This is a genomic window from Pseudomonas sp. KBN10P06128 (assembly GCF_037574945.1).
In the GTDB taxonomy this organism is placed as follows: Bacteria; Pseudomonadota; Gammaproteobacteria; order Pseudomonadales; family Pseudomonadaceae; genus Pseudomonas; species Pseudomonas aeruginosa.
Window position 1 is genome coordinate 1,737,813 of record NZ_JBBELR010000001.1, and the last position, 22,231, is coordinate 1,760,043.

Below are 22,231 nucleotides of genomic sequence, written 5' to 3' on the forward strand. Positions count from 1 at the left end.
TCCGCCGCTCATAAACCTTTGACGCCGCTGGGTTTCCCCTCCGGAGGCGGGCTCAGGTCCAGGGCTTTGGCCGGTGCCTTGGCGTTCCGCCCGGGCGCCAGCTGCTTTTCCACGTCGGCCTGGATCGCCTGCAACACCGGTTGCAGGTCGCGCATGTTGTCGCGGACCTCGGGGTAAGGGTGGTCCTTGGCGAAATCGGCGATGCGTTCCAGCAACTGGGCGCGCACCGGGGAGGGCAGGTGGATGAACAGCTCGGGCATTTCCTTGGCCAGTTCGGCGGAGTAGAGCACCAGGTCCTGGCGCTCGAACTGGGCGGTGAGGCCGAGGTAGTCGAGGGCGCTGCCGGTGAGCATCGCCGCGGCCGCCTTGGTTTCCTGCATGCCCTGCAGGCGCGCGGGGTTGCGCTGCTCGGCCTGGGACAGGGTCATCCAGAATTCGACGGTGAGGGTGAACAGGATCGACTGCTCGCGCAGCGAGTAGCTCATCAGGCCCAGCGCCTCGGCGCCGTAGGGCTGTTTGGCGGCGCGGAAGTCGAAGTACAGGCGCATCAGCTCCTTGAGCTTGAACAGTACTTCGCGGGCCTCGTTCTGGCGGATCTCCAAGGGGCTGTAGATGTTCAGCTGCGGGCGGAAGTTTTCCTCGCTGACCATGCGCAGGTAGAGCGGCCCGGTGAATTCGCCGCTGCGTCGCGGCAGGGCGTTTTTCTGGGTTTCCTCGATCTTCTTCAGGGCGTCGATCAGCACCTGGTAGTCGTGGCTGTCCCAGGGCTTCTGGATGTCCGGGATGCGCTGGCCGAGGTAGTAGAGGTCGGCGGCCGCGAGCGGGCGGCCGAGAACCAGTAAAAGGATGGCCAGCGGCCAGAGCAGGCGGCGTGATAGGGTCGGCACGGACTTTCCTTGCGGGGCGCGTGGATCGGCCTAGGTTAGCGATGGCCGGGGCCGCCGTCACCCCGCGCTTCGATTGGGGCGGACGGGATGGCAACGGCGCAGTGGGACGGCTTGCAGGCGGTATTTGAGGATCTCGGCGGCTACGGCGCGCTGGCGCGCCAGGCGGCGCAGGGCGAGGGGCCGCTGGTGGGGCATCTGCAACGGACCAACATCCAGCTCGCGGCGATCCCGGTGTTCACCCGCAAGGGGGTCGCCGAGACCACGGTCAACGACCTGCTGGAGGCGGCGCGGGTCTCGCGGCGGACTTTCTACAAGTATTTCGCCGGCAAGCTGGAGGTGCTGGAAAGCATCTACCACAGCGCCGTGCAATTGCTGCTGGCGCGCTTCGGCGGGCTGCGCAGCGAGGCCGGCAGCGACGAGGACTGGCTGCGGGCGATGGTCTCGCTGTTCTTCGACTACCACCTGGCGGTCGGTCCGATCATCCGCATGATGCAGGAGGAGGCCCTGCATGCCGGCTCGCCGCTGGCGGCGCACCGGCAGCGCGCGCACCTGAAGATTATCGAGCTGTGGGCCGAGCGCCTGGGCGCCCAGGGTGCGGCCCACGATGCGCTGACCTACCGGGTGCTGATCTGGGCGATGGAGGCGGCTTCGCTGGAGCTGCTCAATGCCAGCGACCCGCTGGAGCTGCCGCGGGTCAAGCGGGTGCTCGGCGACCTGCTGGTGGGTACGCTCTGTCCCAGCACCCAGGCTCCGACGAGACTGCAAGGGTAACAGCCGGGCAGTCGCCGCTCGCGCCTACAGAACCTAGGTTGGGCTCGCAGCCCGCCGTGGCCATGCTCTGATGCCCTGTCATAACAACAAGACGGGAGACGTGCGTCCATGTCCGCGACACCCTATCTGCTGCAACCGCCGCTGGCGGTCGGATTCGCCCGCCTGGGCTTCGGCTCCCTCTCGCTGGAGTCGTTGCGCGAGCGCTACGCCGCACCGTCCAGCGGCTCGCGCTTCATCGAGCTGGACGGTTTCCCGCTGCACTACCGCGACGAAGGCAGCCGCGACAAGCCGGTACTGGTGATGATCCACGGCGTGGTCGCCTCGCTGCACACCTGGGACGACTGGGTGAAGGCGATGTCGCCCTACTTCCGCATCGTGCGCTTCGACGTGCCGGGCTTCGGCCTGACCGGGCCGGGGCGTGACAGCCGTTACTCTGGCGAGCGCATGGTGGCGATCCTCGGTCAGTTGCTCGATTTCCTGAAGATCGACAAGGCCTCGATCGCCGGCAACTCCCTGGGCGGCTATATCGCCTGGAACTTCGCCCTGGCGCAGCCGCAGCGGGTGGAGCGGCTGGTGCTGATCGACCCGGCCGGTTACCAGATGCGCAAGGTGCCGTGGATGATCGCCTCGGCGGCGCTGCCCGGCTCGACCCTGGCGATGCCGCTGTGGATGCCGCGAGCGCTGATCGCCCAGGGCATCAAGGAAGTCTATGGCGAGCCGGGGCGGATCAAGCCGGGGGTGGTCGACCGCTACTACGATCTGAGCCGCCGCCCGGGCAACCGCAAGGGCATGATGGAGATCTTCCGCGTGTTGCTGAAGGTCAACCGCGAGGAACTCGGCACCTCTGGCGAACGCATCGCCCGGATCGTCGCGCCGACCCTGCTGATGTGGGGCGAACGCGACCGCTGGATCTCGCCGAAGCACGTACCGCTGTGGCAACGCGACCTGCCGGGGATCCAGGTGAAGACCTATCCGGGCGTCGGGCATATCCCCATGGAGGAGATTCCCGAGCAGACCGCGGCGGATGCACTGCGCTTCCTGATGGCCTGATCCAGGCCGTCATGAAGAAGCCCGCGCTGGTCAGTCGCGGGCTTTTTAATGCGTGGACGAAAGGCCGAAATACCAGACAGGGTTGGGAAACGATGCATGCCCCTCTCGCGGCGCGGAGGGGCGGCGAGGCGGGTCAGGCGGCCTTCGGTTGCGGTTCGAACTGGTCGCGGTACTGCTCGATGAGGTGCAGGTTATTGTGCTGCCAGGGGTGGAAGTCCTTCTTGTAGAAGTCCAGGTACACGCCCACCAGCGAGCGGAACACGCCGTCCTTGCCCCACAGCCACTTGATGCCGTCGCGCCAGACCTTGAAGTTCCACAGCAGGCCGTCGCGCTTGAGCATGTGGACCAGGCCCTTGGTGGTGTCGAGGGCGAAGAAGAAGGTGCCCTGGACCATCGCCCGGCGGCGCAGCCTGGCCTTGCCGTTGACCAGCATGAACACGTCGTAGGCCACCGCCTTGTGCTCGGTTTCCTCCAGTGCGTGCCAACGCCACAGGCGGGCCATGGTCGGGTCGGCGCCTTCCAGCCACCTGGGGTTGCTCAGCAGGCCGTCGGCCATGATCGCGGTGAGGTGCTCCAGGGCCGCGGTGGCCGCCAGTTGCCGCGACGGGTGCAGTTTTTGCTGGGCGAAGCGGATGCGCCGCTTGGCGCCGCCTTCCAGGCGGTCGATGTCGTAGCCGAGGGCGCGCAGGCGGTCGCTGTAGACCAGGTGCTCGCGGCTGTGGTGGCCTTCCTGGCCGATGAAGCCACGGATCTGCTGCTTCAGCGCCGGGTCCTCGACCCGCTCGCGGTAGTGGCGCACGGAGTCGATGAAGAAGCGCTCGCCATCGGGGAACAGCACCGACATGGCGTTGAACATGTGGGTCTTGAAAGCGTCGCCGCTGTGCCAGTGGCGCGGCATCGGATCGGGCAGGTCGAAGTCCAGATGACGCGGGCGGATCTCCAGACCTTCGGGGGTGGTGCTGGCCATAGCGGCTCCCTGTGATGGTGAAGGACCATGGGATCGACTATCGCTTGCGGGGGGTAGCCTCACAAGGTTATCTTCTGCCAACTTTCCGGTCATATCCGGCCAGCGGTCAGAACAATAAACAGCCATGAAACAACCGCTCAATTTCACCGCCGAACTGGTGCCGGTGGCCTATGCCGAGGCACTCCTCGATCTCGTCGCGGAGTACGGCGTATCCCGCCAGGCGCTGTTCGACGCTGCGCGGGTGCGTCCCGAGGTGCTGGACAGCCCGAACGGCCGCCTGTCCTTCCTCGACTTCAACCAGCTCACCTACAGCGCCCAGGCCCTGTGCGGCGAGCCGGCGCTGGGGCTGGTGCTCGGCCAGCGCCTGAACGTCTCCGCCCATGGCATCCTCGGCTACGCGGTGCTGTCCAGCGCCAACCTGGGCAAGGCCATCCAGTTCGCCCTCAAGTACTACCGGGTGCTCGGCCTGGCCTACGAACTGGAACTGGTGCTCGATGACGGCCGCGCTGAGTTGCGCGCGGTGGAGTCGATGCCGCTGGGCGCCGCCTCGGTGTTCGCCGCCGAGGGCCTGATGGCGACGCTGTATTCCATCGCCTGCTTCCTGGTCGGCGAGCCGTTGCAGGACGTGCGGGTCGGCTTCGCCTATCCGCCGCCGGCCCATGCCCGGCGCTACGCTGAGGTGTTCGGGGTGGCCGCGGAGTTCGAGCAGCCCTGGCACTGGCTGAGCATGCCCAGCGAGTACCTGGAACGACCGATGGCGCTGGCCAACCCGGCCACGGTGCAGATGTGCGAGCAGCAGTGCGAGGCGCTGCTGGCCACCCTGGACGTCCAGGAAGGCCTGCTGACCCGTGTGCGCCGCCTGCTGCTGGCGCGTCCCGGCGACTTCCCCGATCTCGAACAGGCCGCCCGCGAACTGCACACCAGCGGGCGCAGCCTGCGCCGGCACCTGTCGTCGCTGGGCACCACCTACCAGCAGGTCCTCGACGATGTGCGCAAGCGCCTGGCCCTGCAATACCTGGCCACCACCCAGCTACCGCTGTACGAGATCGCCCTGTTGCTCGGCTTCAACGATTCGTCGAACTTCCGCCGGGCGTTCCGCAAGTGGACCGGCAAGCTGCCCAGCGACTACCGCGAAGCGCCCTGAGCCGACGCCGGCGATCCTCGGCAGCGGATGGATGTGCCATGCTTGGCGTTTCATAGAAATCCATGGCGCGCTTGCCGCGCCGACCGTGATCGGAGTCTTGCATGTCGACATCCCCCGCGCTGATCCGCGAAACCTTTCCCGTCGGGCCTTTGCAGTGCAACTGCACCATCATTGGCGATCCGCTGACCAGGAAGGCCATCGTCGTCGATCCGGGCGGCGACCACGAACTGATCCTGCAGCGCCTCGACCGCCTCGGCCTGCAAGTGGTCAGCATCATCCATACCCATGCGCACCTGGATCACTTCCTCGCCTCCGGCGAGATGAAGAAACGCACCGGCGCCAGCCTGCACCTGCACAAGGACGACCAGTTCCTCTGGGACAACCTGGAGATGCAGTGCCAACTGTTCGGCGTGCCCTACACGCCGGTGCCGGCCCCGGACCGCTGGCTGGCCGACGACGAGGAACTGGCCTGCGGTTGCGGAGTGGCACTGCACACGCCGGGGCATACGCCGGGCTCGATGAGTTTCTGGTTCCCCCGGGCGAAGCTGCTGATCGCCGGCGACACCCTGTTCCGCCGCGGCATCGGCCGCACCGACCTGTGGGGCGGCGACTCGGCGGCGATCCAACGTTCGATCCGGCAGCGCCTGTACAGCCTCGACGAGGATGCCACGGTGGTCGCCGGCCACGGCCCGGACACCACGCTGGGCGAGGAGATGCGCGAGAATCCCTTCGTCAGGGGCTGAAAAGGATTTTTCCGAGCATCGGGAATTTTGCCACCTGGCTATGCTCTAAGATGTCGGCCGCCCCTCACGCAGGGGCGTTTCAGTACCTCGAGGAGTAGTTTTCCCATGTTCACCTCCCGTTGCCTGCCTCTGGCCGCAGCCGTCACCGCACTGGCGCTGCTCGCCGGTTGTGCCAACAACAACCCCTACGACACGCAAAGCCAAAGCCAGGGTGGCATGAGCAAGACGGCCAAGTACGGCGGACTGGGTGCGCTGGCCGGCGCCGTCGCCGGCGCCGCGATCGACCACAACAACCGTGGCAAGGGCGCGCTGATCGGCGCTGCCGTCGCTGGCGCCGCCGCCGCGGGCTATGGCTACTACGCCGACAAGCAGGAAGCCGAGCTGCGTCGGCAGATGGAAGGCACCGGCGTGGAAGTGCAGCGCCAGGGCGACGATATCAAGCTGATCATGCCGGGCAACATCACCTTCGCCACCGATTCGGCGAACATCGCTCCGAGCTTCTACGCGCCGCTGAACAACCTGGCGAACTCGTTCAAGCAGTACAACCAGAACACCATCGAGATCGTCGGCTACACCGACAGCACCGGCAGCCGCCAGCACAACATGGACCTGTCCCAGCGTCGTGCGCAGAGCGTGGCCGGCTACCTGACCGCCCAGGGCGTCGACGGCACCCGCCTGAGTACCCGCGGCATGGGCCCGGACCAGCCGATCGCGAGCAACTCCACCGCCGACGGTCGCGCGCAGAACCGGCGCGTCGAGGTCAACCTGCGACCGGTTCCGGGCGCCCAGGGCCCGGCGCAGACCCAGCCGCAGTACTGATCGCGGCCTGGACGAAAAAGCCCGCCATTCGGCGGGCTTTTTCATGGGCGCTGGTCGGCGCTCTTCGTCCTACGCCTTGGCGTTACCGGGAAACTCGCGGTGCAGGCTGTCGAGCAACTGGTCCTTGCGCTCCCACAGCTGGTTGACCCATTGCTGGAATTCCGCGCGGTAGCCGGCGTCCTGGTCGTAGCTCTTGCCGACGAACTGGCGCGGAATCTCCAGTTCCTCGAAGCGCACCACGACGTCCTTCAGGCGTCCGGAAAGCAGGCACCAGAAGGTCGGGCTGCCGTCCGGGTAGTGGATGGTCACGTTGACCAGGGTCTTCAATTGCTCCCCCATGGCGTCGAGGACGAAGGCGATGCCGCCGGCCTTGGGCTTGAGCAGGTGGCGGAACGGCGACTGCTGCTCGTCGTGCTTGGCGCGGGTGAAACGGGTGCCTTCGAGGAAGTTGAACACCGCTACCGGGATGCGGCTGAACTTGGCGCAGGCCTTGCGCGTGGTCGCCAGGTCCTGGCCTTTCTTCTCCGGGTGCCTGGCCAGGTAGGCCTTGCTGTAGCGCTTCATGAAGGGGAAATCGAGGGCCCACCAGCACAGGCCGATGATCGGGACCCAGATCAGTTCCTGCTTGAGGAAGAAGCGCAGCAGCGGGATGCGCCGGTTCAACTGGTATTGCAGGACGAGGATGTCGACCCAGCTCTGGTGGTTGCTGGTGACCAGGTAGGAGTGTTGGTACTCCAGGCCCTCCAGGCCCTGGACGTTCCAGCGGGTGCGCTGGACCAGGTTCATCCAGCCCTTGTTGCAGGCGATCCAGCCTTCGGCGATCAGGCTCATGATCTTGCTGCACAGGCGCTGGGCGGCGGCGAACGGCAGGAGCAGCTTGACCAGGGTCATGCCGAACAGCAGGCAGGCCCAGCACAGGGTGCTGGACACCAGCAGCAGGCCGGCCAGGGAGCCGCGCAGGAAATGGGGGAGAAACGACAGCATCAAGGAGTCCTTGTACGTAGGCGCCCGGCCAGGGCCGGGCGCGTGGAGCGGGGCGTGGTCCCGCCGTTCACATGGCACATCCTCGTGCCTGGCCGAAGCCAGTGCCGCCCACTGGGCGGCGTTCCTTCAGGCCGGGGCCTGGGCGTCCGCCTGGATGGCGGTGAGGGCGATGGTGTAGACGATGTCTTCCACCAGCGCGCCGCGCGACAGGTCGTTCACCGGTTTGCGCAGGCCTTGCAGCATCGGCCCGACGCTGACGCAATCGGCGCTGCGCTGCACCGCCTTGTAGGTGGTGTTGCCGGTGTTCAGGTCGGGGAAGATGAACACCGTGGCCTGCCCGGCCACCGGGCTGTTCGGCGCCTTCTGGCGGCCGACGCTGGCGATGGCGGCGGCATCATACTGCAAGGGTCCGTCGATCAACAGGTCGGGGCGCTGCTCGCGCGCCAGGCGGGTGGCCTCGCGAACCTTGTCGACATCCACCCCGGAACCGGAGTCGCCGGTGGAGTAGCTGATCATCGCGACCCGTGCAGGGATGCCGAAAGCCTGCGCCGACGCGGCACTCTGCACGGCGATCTCGGCCAGGTCACTGGCCGAAGGATCGGGATTCACCGCGCAATCGCCGTAGACCAGCACCTGGTCCGGTAACAACATGAAAAACACTGACGACACCAGGTTGTAGCCGGGCGCGGTCTTGATCAGTTGCAGCGCCGGGCGGATGGTGCTGGCGGTGGTGTGGATGGCGCCGGAGACCAGGCCGTCGACCTCGTCCAGGGCAAGCATCATGGTCGCCAGGACCACGCTGTCCTCCAGTTGCTGCTCCGCCATCGGCGCGTTCAGCCCCTTGCCCTTGCGCAGCTCGACCATCGGTTCGACGTAGCGCTGCCGCACCAGGTCCGGGTCGATGATCTCCAGGCCTTCCGGTAGCACGATGCCCTGGGCCTGGGCCACCGCCTGGACCTCGTCCGGCTTGGCCAGCAGCACGCAGCGGGCGATGCCGCGCGCCTGGCAGATCGCCGCCGCCTGCACGGTGCGCGGCTCGCTGCCCTCGGGCAGGACGATGCGCTTGCCGGCCTTCTGCGCGCGTTGCACCACCTGGTAGCGGAACGCCGGCGGCGACAGGCGCAGCTCGCGCGGCGTACCGCAGCGCTGCTTGAGCCATTCGAAATCGATGTGCCCGGCGACGAACTCGGTGACCCGCTCGGCGCGCTCGCGGTCGTCCACCGGGATTTCCTTGTTCATCCGGTTCAGGTTGGTCGCGGTGTCGTAGGAGCCGGTGGCCACCGACAGCACTGGCAGGCCTCCCTGCAAGGCGCCGCGGCAGAGTTCCATGATCCGCGGGTCGGGCGGGAAGTCGCTGCACAGCAGCAGGCCGGCCAAGGGTACGCCGTTCATCGCGGCCAGGCTGGCGGCAAGGATGATGTCGTCGCGGTCGCCGGGGGTCACCACCAGCACGCCGGGCTTGAGCAGTTGCACGGTGTTGGGCACGGCGCGGGCGCATAGCACGATCTTCTGCACCCGGCGCTGCTCGTAGTCGCCGGCGTTGATCACCCGTGCGCTGAGCAGGTCGGCGATGTCGCGGGTGCGCGCGGCGTTGAGTTCGTCCTGCCAGGGAATGCAGCCGATCAGGCGGAAGTCGTCGCGCAGCAGCGGCGAGTGTTCGGTGAGGCGCCGGGCGAAGTCCGCCACGCCGTCCTCGGCGTTGGCCGCGTCGGCCTCGCCGCGGACCTTGTTGAGGATCACCCCGAGCACCTTCGGGTCGCGCGGGCCGCCGAACAGTTGGGCCTGGATCTCGATACGGTCGGTCAGTTCGGTGAGCGTCTCGTTTTCCGGCGCGGAGACCAGGATCACCTCGGCGTCGAGACTCTTCGCCAGGTGGAAGTTGACCCGCGCGGCGTAGCTGGCGTGACGGGTCGGTACCATGCCTTCGACGATCACCACGTCCTTGTCGGCGGCGGCGCGCTGGTAGAGGCTGATGATCTCTTCGAGCAGTTCGTCCAGTTGGCCGTCGCCGAGCATCCGCTCGACCTGGGCCAGCGGCAGCGGCTTCGGCGTATCCAGGCCGTGGGTGCGCGCCACCAGTTCGCTGGAGCGCTCCGGGCCGAGGTCGCCGGGATGCAGCTGGGCGATGGGTTTGAAGAAGCCGACCTTCAGCCCGGCGCGTTCCAGGGCGCGAAGCAGGCCGAGGCTGATCGAGGTGAGGCCGACGCCGAAACCGGTCGGGGCGATGAAGAAGGTATGCATCTGGGCTCCTTAAGCCGTGCGTTTGGCCACGCCGCCTGGTTGGGCGGGGGCGTCGATCCAGTTCAGTCGAGCAGGGCCAGCGTGTCGAGGGCGATCTGCCGCTCTTCGTTGGTCGGGATCACCAGTACCCGCGGATGCCCCGCGGCCTGGATCGGCCCGGCGACGCCGCGCACGCAGCGGGCGTTGGCCTCCTGGTCGAGGCGCAGGTCGAACAGCCGCAGGTGGGCGGCGGTCTTGGCGCGCACCAGCGGCGAGTTCTCGCCGATGCCACCGGTGAAGATCACCCCGTCCAGTTGCGGCAGGGCGCAGCTCATCGCCGCCAGGGACTTGGCCAGGCGGTAGCAGAACACCTCGATCGCCAGGGCCGCGCCGGGGTGGCCCTGCTCGCGCTCCTGCTCCAGGGTGCGCATGTCGTTGGACAGGTCGGAGAGGCCGAGCAGGCCGCTTTCGTTGTTCAGCATCGAGTCGATGCGCTCCAGGCTCCAGCCCAGGGTCCGCGCCAGGTGGCTGTGCAGGTTGGGGTCGACGTCGCCGCTGCGGGTGCCCATTACCAGGCCTTCCAGCGGGGTCAGGCCCATGCTGGTGTCGAGGCTCTGGCCGTTGACGATGGCGCAGGTCGAGCTGCCGTTGCCGAGGTGGGCGCTGAGCCAACTGCTGTCGCCGACCGCCAACCCGGCCATTTCCGCGGCGCGGTGGCTGACGTAGCGGTGGCTGGTGCCGTGGAAGCCGTAGCGGCGCACGCCATGCTCACGGTAGAGGGCCTCCGGCAGGGCGTAGCGGTAGGCGTGCTCCGGCAGGCTCTGGTGGAAGGCGGTGTCGAACACGGCGACGTGGGGCAGCTTGGGAAACAGCGTCATCGCTGCCTCGATGCCTTGCAGGTTGGCCGGGTTGTGCAGCGGCGCCAGCGGCGCGGTGGCCCGGATCGCCTCGACCACCCGGTCGTCGATGCGCGTGGCATGGGTGAACAGCTCGCCGCCATGCACCACCCGGTGGCCGATGCCGTGGAGCTTGCCGCCCGCGGCGTTCTGCACCATCGGCAGCAACTGGGCGAGGGCGGCGCGGTGGTCGGCGTTGGGAATCATCAGGCTGTCGCTGTCGCCGCCGCGCTTCCAGCGCAGCACCGCATCGCGGCTGCCCAGGCGCTCGGCGAGGCCGTGCAGGGGAAACAGGGAGTGGGCCTCGTTGACCAGGGCGAACTTGATCGACGAACTGCCGCAGTTGATCACCAGTATGTTGCGTGAGGGCATCACTGCTCCTTGGTCTGCTCTTCTTCTTCCCGGGCACACCAGCCGCAGCGAAATTCGCGGCCGAGCTGTCTGTGCCGCTCGTTTTCGTCAAGGACCCAGGCGCGCGATTGCCAGGGCGGTTGGTGGCGCAGGTGTTGAGTATGGCCACAGGACAAGACTGCCACCCAATGGCCTTCCTCGTCCTGATGAAAATCAATCACCCGCGACGGCGCTCGCGCGCCCCGTTCATCAGGGGCGCGGTCGCTTTCGGGGCTATTGATGCGTACACTTACGCATTCATCTTCTTTATCGAAAAGGTTTCGAACCATGCAGATCGCGGCCAACAAGGCGGTTTCCATCGACTATACCCTGACCAACGACGCCGGGGATGTCATCGACAGTTCCGCTGGTGGCGCGCCGCTGGTCTACCTGCACGGTGCCGGCAACATCATCGTCGGCCTGGAGAAGGCCCTGGAAGGCAAGAACGTCGGTGACGAACTGAGCGTCGCCATCGAGCCGGAAGACGCCTATGGCGAATACAGCGCCGAACTGGTCGCGACCCTGACCCGCGAGATGTTCGAAGGCGTCGACGAACTGGAAGTCGGCATGCAGTTCCACGCCTCGGCTCCGGACGGCGGCATGCAGATCGTCACCATCCGCGACATCGACGGCGACGACGTGACCGTCGATGGCAACCATCCGCTGGCCGGCCAGCGCCTGAACTTCAAGGTCAAGGTAGTCGACGTGCGCGAGGCCAACGCCGAGGAAATCGCCCATGGTCACATCCATGGCGAAGGCGGTCACCACCACTGATCGGCGTTCATTCGCCGATTGATGCCCTGGGCCGTCCGCCGGCGGAACTGCTAAGCTGGTATAGCGAAAGGCGCCTTTGGGCGCCTTTCGCGTCATGCGCCATGCCTGGGCTCTTTACCCCGTCCCTGGGGATGCGCCGCAGCCAGGGTTCTTGCCCGGTGCGGGGCTTGGCACGTTGTGTCGCTGAATGCGCAAGGAGTACGTCATGAGTGCCTTTCACGATCTCACCCTGCAGGGGTTGGAGGGACAGGACCTGCCGCTTTCCCCGTTCAAGGGCAAGGTGCTGCTGGTGGTCAATGTCGCCTCCAAATGCGGCCTGACACCCCAGTACGTCGGCCTGGAGAATCTCTACCAGACCTACCGCGAGCGCGGTTTCGCGGTGCTCGGCGTGCCCTGCAACCAGTTCGCCGGCCAGGAGCCGGGCAGCGAGGCGGATATCCAGTCCTTCTGCAGCCTGAACTATGGCGTCAGCTTCCCGATGAGCGCCAAGGTCGAGGTCAACGGCAGCGCGCGGCATCCGCTCTATCGCCTGCTGGCGGGCGAGGGCGCGGAGTTTCCCGGCGACATCACCTGGAACTTCGAGAAATTCCTCCTCGGTCCCGACGGTCGCGTGCTGGCGCGTTTCAGCCCGCGCACGGCGCCGGACGACCCGGCCCTGGTGCAAGCCATCGAGAAGGCCCTGGGTTGATCTCCCCCGCGGGACGCGTTCGCGTCCCGCCGCTTCCTTTCCTGTCTTGCGCCGGTTCATGACGCAACGCGATAAGTCCCTGCCTGTAACGCCTGATCACCGCCGTTGATAATGCTGGGCGGACGAGACGACCGGTCATATTCTCTCGTTCCATGACTAGCAACCGACTCGACAAGCGCGAACTGATCCTGGCCAAGGGCTCCGAGGTCATGACCCGGCGTGGCTACCACGGCACCGGGGTGCTGGAGATCGTCCAGGCCGCGCGCATCCCCAAGGGCTCCTTCTATCACTACTTCGACAGCAAGGAAGCCTTCGCCCAGCAGGCCCTGGAGCACGTCTACGCGCCGCGCCTGGCGCGCTACGCCCAGGCCCTCGGCGACAGCCGCTTCAGCCCGCGCGAGCGGGTGCTGCGCTACTACGGCGAGCTGCTGGAGCACTTCGCCCGCCAGGAAAAGCCCGAATACCACTGCTTCATCGGCAGCCTGAGCTTCGAGATGGCCGAGCTGTCGCCGCCGATCGCGGCCAAGGTCGAGTCGATCCTGCAGGCTTCCGCGCAAATCCTCCAGGACTGCCTGGAGCAGGCGCGCGAGGCCGGCGAACTGGCCGCCGACGAGGACTGCGCGAGCCTGGCCGGCTTCATCGGCTTCGCCTGGCAGGGCGCCCTGGCGCGCTTCAAGGTCGGCGCCGGCCTCGCTCCGTTGAATGCTTTCATGTCGCGCCTGGAGCTGCTGCTCCGCGCCTGATACCTGCCCGAACCTCCCATTCCCCCTCAGGAGTCCGTCCATGAGTGCCCCCGTAGAAGCCCTGTTCCAACCGTTCCGTCTCGGCGCCCTGGAGCTGCCCACCCGTGTGGTGATGGCGCCGATGACCCGCAACTTTTCCCCGGGCGGCGTACCCAACGCCAAGGTCGTCGAGTACTACCGCCGGCGCGCCGCCGCCGGCGTCGGCCTGATCGTCAGCGAAGGCACCACGGTCGGCCACAAGGCCGCCAACGGTTATCCGAACGTGCCGCGCTTCTATGGCGAGGACGCCCTGGCCGGCTGGAAGCAGGTGGTCGACGCAGTGCATGCCGAGGGCGGGCGCATCGTTCCGCAGCTCTGGCACGTCGGCAGCGTTCGGCGCCTGGGCGTGGAGCCGGACGCCAGCGTGCCCGGCTACGGCCCGATGGAGAAGGCCAAGGACGGCAAGGTGCTGGTCCACGGCATGAGCAAGGCCGACATCCAGGAGGTCATCGCCGCCTTCGCCCAGGCCGCCCGCGACGCCCAGGCGATCGGCATGGATGGGGTGGAGATCCACGGCGCCCACGGCTACCTGATCGACCAGTTCTTCTGGGAAGGCAGCAACCAGCGGGACGACGAGTACGGCGGCAGCCTGGCCAATCGCTCGCGCTTCGCCGTCGAGCTGGTGCGGGCGGTGCGCGCGGCGGTCGGCGCGGATTTCCCGATCATCTTCCGCTTCTCCCAATGGAAGCAGCAGGACTATTCCGCGCGCCTGGTGGAAACCCCGGAGGGCCTGCGCGAGTTCCTCGCGCCGCTGGTGGAGGCCGGCGTCGACATCTTCCACTGCTCGACCCGCCGCTTCTGGATTCCCGAGTTCGAAGGCTCGGAACTCAACCTGGCCGGCTGGACCCGCGAGCTGACCGGCAAGCCGACCATTACCGTGGGTAACGTCGGCCTGGACGGCAGCGAGTTCCTGCAATTCTTCGGCAAAACCGACGAGGTGGCGCAGCCGGCGAGCATCGACGGCCTGGTGGAGCGCCTGGACAAGGGCGAGTTCGACCTTGTCGCGGTGGGCCGCGCGCTGCTGGTGGATCCGGAGTGGGCGGTGAAGGTCCGCGAGGGGCGTATCGGCGACATCAAGCCGTTCAGCCGCGAGGCCCTGGCCAGCCTGGTCTGAAGGCGCGTCCGCGACGCACCGGCCCGGCGCCGCGCCAGCAAGCAGATCCCACCCCTCGGGGTGGGATTTTTCATGGCCGTGATTTTTTCCGAAAACCCGCCCTGCGACCGGCTGACTTCAAAGTCCGAAACCGGCATTGTATGACCGCCAACACAACAATAGGCCGAGAAACGGCCAGAGGAGCGAATCCATGCGTATCGGCCTGGTGGTCGACGCGACCTGCGACCTGCCGCCCGAATTCCTCGCCGCCCACGGCATCCGCGTGATGCCGATCGGGATCCGCCTGGGCGAGCAGCGGCTCATCGATCGACGCGACCCCGACACCACCCTGAGCTTCTACCGCGACCACCTGCCCAAGGTCGGTAGCAAGGACGGCAGCCAGCCGCTCTCCGCCGCCGAGTTGCAACAATGGTTCCTCGACGAACTGGTGACCGACTTCGACTACGTGGTCTGCCTCACCGTCGACAGCCTGCGCAGTCCGATCTTCGAGCACGCCACCCAGGCCTCCTTCGGCCTGCTCCAGCACTACCACGAGCGCCGCCACGCGGCCGGCATCGCCGGTCCCTTCACCCTGCGCGTACTCGACAGCCACTCGGTGTTCGCCGGCATCGCCTGCCTGGCGGCCGAGGGCACGCGCCTGCTGGCGCAGGGCAGCCACCCCAACGCGCTGCGCACGCGCCTCGAACAGCTCAGCCAGCAGACCTGCACCTACCTGGTCGCCGACGACCTGGGCCACTTGCGCCGGCGCGGCTTCCAGAAGGGCGATCGCAGCGGTTTCGTCGACCGGGTCAAGGGCGCGGCGCTGGGGTTGGGCTCGCTGCTCGACGTCAAGCCGGTGTTCAGCCTGGCCGATGGCGAGGACAAACCGGTGGCGCTCTCGCCGAGCTTCGAGAAGTCGGCGGAGAAGCTGTTCGGCTATGCCCTGGCGCGGGTACAGGCGGGTGAGCTGCTGGCACCGCAACTGGGTCTCAGCTATGCCGGCGATCCGACCGCGCTGCGCGACCTGCCGGGCTTCGCCGCGCTGGAGAACGCCTGCCGCGAGCGCGACATCCACTTGCACCTGGGCATGCTCAGTCCCACCGGCGGCATCAATCTGGGCGCCGGGGCCATGAGCCTGGGCTTCATCGCCGCGCCGAAAGCCTTTGCCTGAGAGCTACTCGCGGCTGCGTGGCAAGGCCCCGCCATCCTCCGCCGGCGGCCGCTCGGGCTTCGACCGAGCGGGCTGGACCAGCGGACTGGCGCAGGCGTCCTCCAGGTAGTTCTGGAAGTGCTCGACGATGCTGTCCCAACCTTGCCGGCTGGCGTGCTGGCGGGCGTTGAGACGGACCCGGCGCAGGCGTTCCTGGTCGTCCAGCAGCCAACTGGCGACTTCGACGAAGCCGCTCTTGTCGCCCGGCGCGGCGAGCACGCCGTTGTGCCCATGGCGGATGTGCTGGCCGGCGGCGGCCTGGTCGAAGGCGACCACCGCGAGGCCGGCGGCCTGGGCTTCGAGGACCACGTTGCCGAAGGTCTCCGACAGGCTTGGGAAGAGGAACAGGTCGCCCGAGGCGTAGTGGGCGGCCAGGGTTTCGCCGCGCTGGACGCCGCAGAACAGCGCTTCGGGCAGGTCCCGTTCGAGGTGCTTGCGCTCCGGCCCGTCGCCCACCAGTACCAGGCGCAGCTTCAGCTGCGGATGGGCGGCGCAGAGCGCGCGGAAGGTGCCGCCGAGCAGGCCGAGGTTCTTCTCCGCCGCCAGCCGGCCGACGTGCAGCACGGCGATGTCCTGTTCGCCCAGGCCCCAGCGCCGGCGTAGTTCGGGATCGCGCCGGGAGGGATGGAAGAGTTGGCTGTCGACCCCGCGGGAGAGCAGGTTGAGGCGTTCGAAACCGCGCCGTTGCAATTCCATGCGCTGGCTGCCGCTGGGCACCAGGGTCATCTGCGTGCGGTTGTGGAACCAGCGCAGGTAGCCGGTGACCAGCCGGGTCAGCGGGCCGAAGCCGTAGTGCTCGCTGTACTGCTGGAAGTTGGTGTGGAAACCGCTGACCGCCGGGATGCCCAGGCGCCGCGCGGCGCGCAGGGCGGAGAAGCCGAGCGGGCCTTCGGTGGCGATGTAGAGCACGTCCGGGCGCTGGCGCTTCCAGCAGCGCAGCAGCTTGTGCAGGCTCGACATGCCCCATTGCAGGCCGGGGTAGCCGGGCAACGGCCAGCCGCGGGTCAGCACCAGCTCGGCGTCGCTGCGCCGGCCGTCGTCGCCGGGCTGGCGCGGGCGCACCACCTGAACCCGATGGCCAAGCTGCTGGAGACCGGCATGCAGGCGACCCAGGGTATTGGCGACGCCGTTGACTTCCGGTGGGTAGGTTTCGCTGATCAGGGCGATGCTTAGAGGTCTGCTCATGACGTCAGTGTCGACCGACGCCGTGTAGCGGATGTGAAGTTTTGGTGACGCTTGCGTGACGGCGCCCCGGTCGGGGCGCCGTGGATTTCAGCGTTGCAGCAGGCGTGGGTTCTCCTCGCCGAAGATCTGCTTGCGCAGGGCCTTGAGGCGTTCGTCGATGGCGGCGTGACGCTGCTCCTCGCCGTCGACGCTGGCGAGCACCTCGGCGATCACCTTGTCCGACTCTTGCGCGTATTCGCGCAGTTGCTCTTCCTCGCCAGGCGTCGGCGCTTGCTGCTGGACGGAGGCGTTGTCCTTGAGCGCCATCCAGATCTCGAAGTCGAGCGCCTCGCGGCGCCTGGCATCGGCCTCCACATAGGGCGTCAGACGCTGGATCTCCTCGAAGGTCTGGCGCGGATCGGCGCCGACCGCCACCTCGCGCTTGAGCTGTTCGATCAGGCCTTCGGCGGCCTGTTTGCGTTCGATCTCGGACATCTGCCCGGCGTTGCGGCCGAACTCGCCGAGTTGCTGTTCCAGGTTGTCGGGAGCGGTGGCTGTATTCATCTCGGGGGCTCGGGAAGGAATGGAAGGTTTTGCCGCCGGTGTGGCCTGCGGGGGAGACGCGAAGGGCGCGACGGGCGCCGGCTCCGATGGGTAAAGCAACAGGACGGCGCCGATGGCCGTGCCGCAGAGCAGCAGGGCCAGCAAGGTCCAGGTCAGGGTAGGTCTCATGCGATGGACTCCTCGCTTCAGGTCGCTGCGATGTCGAGCAATGGATCGCTCCTGCTCGGCTTGCCGGTCTCGACGTGTCCGGCCAGGCGGCGGAGATAGTTGGCTTCCGTATTGCTGGCGGTCACGCTGAGGTCGTACCAGCCCTGGCTGCTGCGTAACAGCCACACTTCACTGATCGCCTGGTTCGGTTCGAGTTCATAGCGACGGCTGCCCTCCCGGGTATAGGCCGGGTTCGGCGTCACCGTCACGCTGCACGGCAGGCGGCCGAGATTGCGGATGTTCAACTGCAGGTTGCCGTTGCGTTGATAGGTGACCGATACCTCGGGCCGCGCCATCTGCGCGGCGAGATGCAGGTTGCCGTGGAACTCGCGGAAGAAGCCGTTGGGGCCGTGCACCTCGAAGGCGTAGCGGCCGTTGGCGTCGAGCAGGTCGTCGAGTTCGTCGTTGAGGGTCCGGCCCAGTTCCTCTCCGCTTTCCTGGACCACCGGATAGCTGGTCACGGTATAGAAGCGCGGATTGCCGACTTCCCGCGGCTGCACCTGGAATACCGCAGCGGAGTGTCCCTGCGGATTGCCCGGCAGGCTCATGCCGTCGTTGCCCAGGGTCAGGCGCAGCTTGCCGGCGGCGATGTCGAGGGCCAGCGTGGCGTGCAACTGGTAGGGCACCGCGAGGGTAGGGCGCTGGCCCTTTTCCTGGCCGGGCAGGCTCTTGGGCTCGTAGGACCAGTATTTGGGACTGGGCCGGTAGAACTGCTGCCAGTAGGCGTCCTCCTTGCGCGCGTCGCTCTGCGGGATGTTGGTCAGGTCGGGGGCGACCTGGGTATCGCCTGCGCCCTGGAAGTCGAACAGCGAAGTCAGGTCGCCGCAGACGGCACGCCGCCAGGGCGAGATGTTTTCCTCGACGACGCCGAAGCGGCGTTCGAGGAAGCGCAGCACCGAGGTATGGTCGAACACTTCGGCGCTGACCTTGCCGCCCTTCGACCAGGGCGAGATGGCGATCAGCGGGACGCGGTGGCCGAGCCCGATGGGCAGCCCGCTGGATGCCTCGATCTCGCCGGCGGTGCTGACCGTGGAAAGGCCGACGCCATCCTTCCACGGCGGCACCGGGGCGCTGGCGTGGTCATAGAAGCCGTCGCCCTCGTCGTAGTTGAGGATGAACACGGTCCTGGCCCAGACCTCGGGGTTGCTGGTCAGCGCGTCGAGCACCCGGGTCACGTAGTACTCGCCGAACGAGGGGCCCCACCAGGGATGCTCGCAGTAGCAGTAGGGCGCGACGATCCAGGACACCTGCGGCAGCGTGTTTTCTTGCACATCCTTGCGCAACTGGTCGACGCCGCGGGCGAGCATGGCGCGCTGCCAGAGGTCCGAATCGCGCGGAGCGTTCTTGAAGTTCCTGAACCAGGCGAGGGCGTTGCAGTCGTAGTTGTTCTGCTCCTGGAGCCGGTATTTCCAGTAGGCGTCGACGTACAGGTACCAGAGTGACGAGGAGCGGTAGCCGCCTTCCTGGTAGACCCGCCAGTCCACGCCAGCGGCGCTTAGCCGCTCGGGATAGGTGGTCCAGTCCACCGTGCCGCTGGCGCCGATGGTGCCGTCGCCCATGTCGTTGCCGATGTGTACGTCCTTGCCGTCGCCGCTGGGGGCGGCGCGTCCGCTCATGTGGTAGAGGCGGTTCGGATTGGTCGGGCCCATCATCGACTGGTGGTAGGCCTCGCACAGGGTGAAGGCGTCGGCCAGGGCGTAGTAGTAGGGAATGTCGCCGCGCTTGAAGTAGCCCATGGCTTCGGGGTACTGCACCGCCATCCACTTGTCGTTGCGGCCCTGGTTCCAGATCGCGTGGAAGGCCGACCATTCATGGTTCTGCGAACTCACCCACTGGGCGCTGGTGACTTTGGTATCCCAGTGATAGGGGGAGAACTCGTACTTGTAGTTCTGGTACCAGACCGGCTTGCCGTCCTGGCGCTTGAGCGCGCGAGGATCGTTGAAGCCGCGGACGCCGTTGAGGTGGCCGAAGTAGTGATCGAAGCTGCGGTTCTCCTGCATCAGGATGACCACGTGCTGGACGTCCTGGATGGTTCCGGTGCGGATGTCCGGCTCGATGGCCAGGGCGCGCCGGAGCGTCTCCGGGAACAGCCCGGAAAGGCCGGCCAGGGTAGCGGCCTGGGCGCCGTGCTTGAGAAAGGTTCGACGGCGGAATTTCCAGTTTTCGGTCATCGTTTTATTTCCCGGGTGGTTTTTTGATTTCCATCAATCTGCGTACTTCTTGTTTCGAGATGATTAATCGTCTTCGCTGTTTTTCCGGCAGGGAATACAGCGAGCCGATGGTTTCATGGCGATAATTTATCGGTTGATCCCGAAAGCGACTTCGATATGACCTTGAGCGACAACTTGAGAAGTTTTTCGGGATAAAAACAAAGGGCATGGAAATGGAGTTCCATGCCCTTGTCGGCTGAATGAAAGGTCACTTGTTCATGTGTTTTAAATCACATTTTATTTGACGAATTTCATGCGTCATAAAGTTGGCTGGCGAATCTCGCAACCTTGGCTGGAGCCCGCTAGGGAGTGGTGCCGAGTACCTCGAAGGAGCGGGTCGAACCGCCGATTTCGCTGATCTTCTGGGTCCAGAAGTTCTTCGCGTTGCCGTAGTGCCTGATGTAGTAATGGCCGGGCTCGGTCCCTGGTGGAATGGACCAGTTGATAGTCGCTTTCGAGGCAGATATACCCACTCTCTCCCAGCGGTATTGAGTATCCCAGTCATTATCGGTGGCAACGGTCACGGGCGTTTGTTTGCCATCCTTGCCGATATTCACCACTTCCAGGAAAGTCTTCTCGGTGCGTAAGTCATTCTTCGGATGTCCGGTCACGAAAGCGACGGTCACCTTGTCGCCGATGCGATAACTTTCCCTGGGTTGTTGCAACACGTCGCCGAAGGACTTGCCGATATAGGGATCGTCGGCCACTACTCCGGTCTGGAGGTTCATCTGGCAGCAGGACAGGTCCGGCGCTATCGCCGAGGTTTCCACCGGCAGGCGTTCGCGCAGCGCCACCGCCATGTCGACGAACAACTGCTGGTAGGCGGCCTGGGTCCAGGGGCCGTAGAGGGTCGAGCCGCCTTCGTATTCCTGGGCGGCGTATTCCTCGCGGGTGGTGACGTAGCTGGCATAGGCATTCGCGTAGCCATTGAAGACCACATGGCGGATACCGGCCGCTTCGCTGGCCGCCTGCACCGCGCGGCGGATCCGCACCCCGGCCATCACGGTGAACTCGGCGGGGGCGCCGAGCAGTTCCAACTGGCCGATGCGGAACATCTGGATCGGCAGCACCGTCGGCGTCCAGGGGTAGGGTTTCTTGTTGCCGGTGTCGGCGAGGATGGTCTTTTCCGCCTGGCATTGCACCAGTTCCTGCGGCGGCACGCCGGTGAGCAACCCGCCAAGGGCCGAGAGGAACGGATTGTTGCCTTCATCCAGCCCCAGCGGGCCTGGACCGTCTTCGGTGCTACCGGCGGCCAGGCTGGTGCCGATGGCCGCGGTGCACAACTGGCGCGGCTGGCCGTCGGTGAACTCCGGGCGGATCGGCAGGCGGGTGAAGTCGACGAAACGGAAGCGCGAATCCAGTTCGCCGAGCACCTCCTCCTGAGCCTGGCCGGCGATCTCGTAGGCCTTGGCGAATTGGCGCAGACCGATCTCGCGGGTGTTGTCGAACTCGTTGTCGAAGGGACCGGAGCCGGGCTTCAGGTTCAGGTTGGGCGACAGGTTGCCGGCATTGGTCTGGGCGAAGGCGGCGACGAAACCGCTCTTGCGGCTGACGTCGTGCTCCCAGTGATAGGAGGCGTAGCCCTTGTTGTCCGGGGAGATCAGGTGATTGGCGTTGGTCATCGAGGTGCTGTGCACCGGGAACCAACTGATCGCGCCGGCCAGCTCGCCGTTGGCGTCGACGAAGCTGAGCACGCTCATCTGCGGGTCGATGCCATCCTCGTAGCCGGCGATGTCCGGATTCTTCAGGTGCGACAGCAGCGAACGGTTGCGGCTGGCGTTGCGCAGCTCGCCGCTGCCGTAGAACAGGCGGCCGGGCTGCAACCTGGCCTGGGCCCGCTCGATGGAGCGGACGATGCCGTCGACGATGGCATTGAAGGTCTTTTCCTGGAAGCCGAGCACCGACAGGTTGTACATCGCGTAGTGGGAGAAGCCGCCCGGACCGGAGTGGGTGTGGGTGGCGGCGAGCATCACGTTGTTCTCGTCGTAGACACCGGGGTACTTCGCCTTGAGCCGGGCCAGGACCTTCAGGTGCACGGCCTGGAAGATCATCCCCAGGTCGGTGTTGACGTAGACCAGGCGACGTCCGCTGGCCGCTTCCTCGATCACGAAGGCACGCGCCCACTGGCGCATGTGGATGCCGGCGGTCTTCTGTTCGAGGGAGGAGTAACCCATCATGCCGACTTCGGCGGCTTCGCCGGTGATGTCCGCCTTGCCCAGGCCGAAGCGGTAGGGCAGGTCGTCGGCCCTGGCAGGCATGGAGAGCGCCAGCAGGACGCAGGACAGCAAGAGCGCGGTGAATGCGGAACGTGACATGGCGACCCTCTTCTTGTTTTCCGCCGCTGGGCGGGCTGGGGACGGTGGTCATCGAAAGCGGGCCGGAGCCTGCTTCGCCTGGTTGCCACTGTAGTGCCAGGGTGGTGGAGTCGAGGGGGGCGTAGCGGACAGGAAGGGGGTGAGCGCCGGCCATCCTGCATGGACGGCAAGGCAGGCGGGTAAAAAAAGGCCGCCTGCGTGGGGAGGCACCGGCGGCCAGTCGGTTCGGCAGCGTCGAGCCGGTCTGCAAGGGCTGGCGCAGGTCTCGGCTGCGGCCTGCGCCGACGCTCCCGAGGGCATTCGTAGTGTGCCCGGCGCCGGCTGTCAGGGCGCTGACGCCCGCCTGACAATGC

General features: G+C 66.6%; 20 protein-coding genes. 10 read left to right on the forward strand and 10 right to left on the reverse strand.

Going from position 1 to position 22,231, the window contains the following annotated elements; genetic code table 11:
- Nucleotides 1-8: 8 nt before the first annotated feature.
- Nucleotides 9-887, reverse strand: a complete 879-nt coding sequence (locus tag VQ065_RS08080; protein WP_003085791.1) for a hypothetical protein — start codon at nucleotides 885-887, stop codon at nucleotides 9-11.
- A gap of 87 nt (nucleotides 888-974) precedes the next feature.
- Here VQ065_RS08080 and VQ065_RS08085 point away from each other — a divergent pair, with 87 nt between their 5' ends.
- Both VQ065_RS08085 and VQ065_RS08090 read left to right on the forward strand, forming a co-directional pair.
- Nucleotides 975-1,658, forward strand: coding sequence for a TetR/AcrR family transcriptional regulator (locus tag VQ065_RS08085; RefSeq protein ID WP_003085795.1), 684 nt, complete (start codon nucleotides 975-977; stop codon nucleotides 1,656-1,658).
- Between the two features lie 108 nt (nucleotides 1,659-1,766).
- On the forward strand, nucleotides 1,767-2,708 hold the full coding sequence (locus tag VQ065_RS08090; protein WP_003085798.1) for an alpha/beta fold hydrolase: 942 nt from the start codon (nucleotides 1,767-1,769) through the stop codon (nucleotides 2,706-2,708).
- A 133-nt stretch (nucleotides 2,709-2,841) separates the two neighbouring features.
- Here the strand turns inward: VQ065_RS08090 and VQ065_RS08095 are convergent, their stop codons facing one another.
- Nucleotides 2,842-3,675, reverse strand: coding sequence for a metal-dependent hydrolase (locus VQ065_RS08095; protein WP_003085801.1), 834 nt, complete (start codon nucleotides 3,673-3,675; stop codon nucleotides 2,842-2,844).
- A gap of 124 nt (nucleotides 3,676-3,799) precedes the next feature.
- Between VQ065_RS08095 and oruR the strand changes: the two genes are divergently transcribed.
- The 3 genes from oruR to VQ065_RS08110 all read left to right on the forward strand — a co-directional run bounded on the left by oruR (nucleotide 3,800) and on the right by VQ065_RS08110 (nucleotide 6,381).
- On the forward strand, nucleotides 3,800-4,819 hold the full coding sequence (gene oruR / locus VQ065_RS08100; protein ID WP_003085802.1) for an ornithine utilization transcriptional regulator OruR: 1,020 nt from the start codon (nucleotides 3,800-3,802) through the stop codon (nucleotides 4,817-4,819).
- A gap of 101 nt (nucleotides 4,820-4,920) precedes the next feature.
- Nucleotides 4,921-5,562 carry an MBL fold metallo-hydrolase gene (locus tag VQ065_RS08105; RefSeq protein ID WP_003085806.1) on the forward strand — a complete coding sequence of 214 codons (642 nt, stop codon included), beginning with the start codon at nucleotides 4,921-4,923 and terminating at the stop codon, nucleotides 5,560-5,562.
- Between the two features lie 105 nt (nucleotides 5,563-5,667).
- Nucleotides 5,668-6,381, forward strand: a complete 714-nt coding sequence (locus VQ065_RS08110; RefSeq protein ID WP_003085808.1) for an OmpA family protein — start codon at nucleotides 5,668-5,670, stop codon at nucleotides 6,379-6,381.
- Nucleotides 6,382-6,450: 69 nt separating this feature from the next.
- On the opposite strand, the gene VQ065_RS08115 is transcribed toward VQ065_RS08110, so the two are convergent.
- The 4 genes from VQ065_RS08115 to VQ065_RS08130 form a co-directional block, all read right to left on the reverse strand.
- The gene (locus VQ065_RS08115; protein ID WP_003085811.1) at nucleotides 6,451-7,365 is read right to left on the reverse strand and encodes an acyltransferase; all 915 of its coding nucleotides are present in this window, start codon (nucleotides 7,363-7,365) and stop codon (nucleotides 6,451-6,453) included.
- Nucleotides 7,366-7,491: 126 nt separating this feature from the next.
- Nucleotides 7,492-9,606: a phosphate acetyltransferase gene (gene pta / locus VQ065_RS08120; RefSeq protein ID WP_003085813.1), complete on the reverse strand. Its 2,115-nt coding sequence runs from the start codon at nucleotides 9,604-9,606 to the stop codon at nucleotides 7,492-7,494.
- Between the two features lie 62 nt (nucleotides 9,607-9,668).
- Nucleotides 9,669-10,853 carry an acetate kinase gene (locus tag VQ065_RS08125; RefSeq protein ID WP_003085814.1) on the reverse strand — a complete coding sequence of 395 codons (1,185 nt, stop codon included), beginning with the start codon at nucleotides 10,851-10,853 and terminating at the stop codon, nucleotides 9,669-9,671.
- Nucleotides 10,853-11,191, reverse strand: a complete 339-nt coding sequence (locus VQ065_RS08130; protein WP_003109430.1) for a DUF3565 domain-containing protein — start codon at nucleotides 11,189-11,191, stop codon at nucleotides 10,853-10,855. Before VQ065_RS08130 ends, VQ065_RS08125 begins: the two co-directional genes overlap by 1 nt.
- Here VQ065_RS08130 and VQ065_RS08135 point away from each other — a divergent pair.
- The 5 genes from VQ065_RS08135 (at nucleotide 11,160) to VQ065_RS08155 (ending at nucleotide 15,379) form a co-directional block, all read left to right on the forward strand.
- Complete coding sequence (locus VQ065_RS08135) at nucleotides 11,160-11,645, forward strand: FKBP-type peptidyl-prolyl cis-trans isomerase (protein WP_003085816.1); 486 nt, start codon at nucleotides 11,160-11,162, stop codon at nucleotides 11,643-11,645. The genes VQ065_RS08130 and VQ065_RS08135 overlap by 32 nt on opposite strands.
- A 205-nt stretch (nucleotides 11,646-11,850) precedes the next feature.
- The gene (locus VQ065_RS08140; protein WP_340080388.1) at nucleotides 11,851-12,333 is read left to right on the forward strand and encodes a glutathione peroxidase; all 483 of its coding nucleotides are present in this window, start codon (nucleotides 11,851-11,853) and stop codon (nucleotides 12,331-12,333) included.
- Between the two features lie 152 nt (nucleotides 12,334-12,485).
- Nucleotides 12,486-13,076 carry a TetR/AcrR family transcriptional regulator gene (locus tag VQ065_RS08145; RefSeq protein ID WP_003085819.1) on the forward strand — a complete coding sequence of 197 codons (591 nt, stop codon included), beginning with the start codon at nucleotides 12,486-12,488 and terminating at the stop codon, nucleotides 13,074-13,076.
- Nucleotides 13,077-13,116: 40 nt separating this feature from the next.
- Nucleotides 13,117-14,229 (forward strand): NADH:flavin oxidoreductase, encoded by a 1,113-nt coding sequence (locus VQ065_RS08150; protein WP_003085824.1) that lies wholly within the window; start codon nucleotides 13,117-13,119, stop codon nucleotides 14,227-14,229.
- Between the two features lie 190 nt (nucleotides 14,230-14,419).
- Nucleotides 14,420-15,379, forward strand: coding sequence for a DegV family protein (locus VQ065_RS08155; protein ID WP_003085826.1), 960 nt, complete (start codon nucleotides 14,420-14,422; stop codon nucleotides 15,377-15,379).
- A gap of 3 nt (nucleotides 15,380-15,382) precedes the next feature.
- Here VQ065_RS08155 and VQ065_RS08160 read toward each other — a convergent pair whose 3' ends face one another.
- The 4 genes from VQ065_RS08160 to cerN form a co-directional block, all read right to left on the reverse strand.
- A complete protein-coding gene (locus tag VQ065_RS08160; protein ID WP_003085828.1) occupies nucleotides 15,383-16,603 on the reverse strand; it encodes a glycosyltransferase family 4 protein in 1,221 nt (406 codons plus the stop codon).
- Nucleotides 16,604-16,690: 87 nt separating this feature from the next.
- Nucleotides 16,691-17,314: a phospholipase C accessory protein PlcR gene (plcR, locus tag VQ065_RS08165; RefSeq protein WP_009315289.1), complete on the reverse strand. Its 624-nt coding sequence runs from the start codon at nucleotides 17,312-17,314 to the stop codon at nucleotides 16,691-16,693.
- Nucleotides 17,315-17,331: 17 nt separating this feature from the next.
- The gene (locus VQ065_RS08170) at nucleotides 17,332-19,524 is read right to left on the reverse strand and encodes a phosphocholine-specific phospholipase C (RefSeq protein WP_003085833.1); all 2,193 of its coding nucleotides are present in this window, start codon (nucleotides 19,522-19,524) and stop codon (nucleotides 17,332-17,334) included.
- Nucleotides 19,525-19,865: 341 nt separating this feature from the next.
- The gene (cerN, locus tag VQ065_RS08175) at nucleotides 19,866-21,878 is read right to left on the reverse strand and encodes a ceramidase CerN (protein ID WP_014603629.1); all 2,013 of its coding nucleotides are present in this window, start codon (nucleotides 21,876-21,878) and stop codon (nucleotides 19,866-19,868) included.
- Nucleotides 21,879-22,231: the final 353 nt, after the last annotated feature.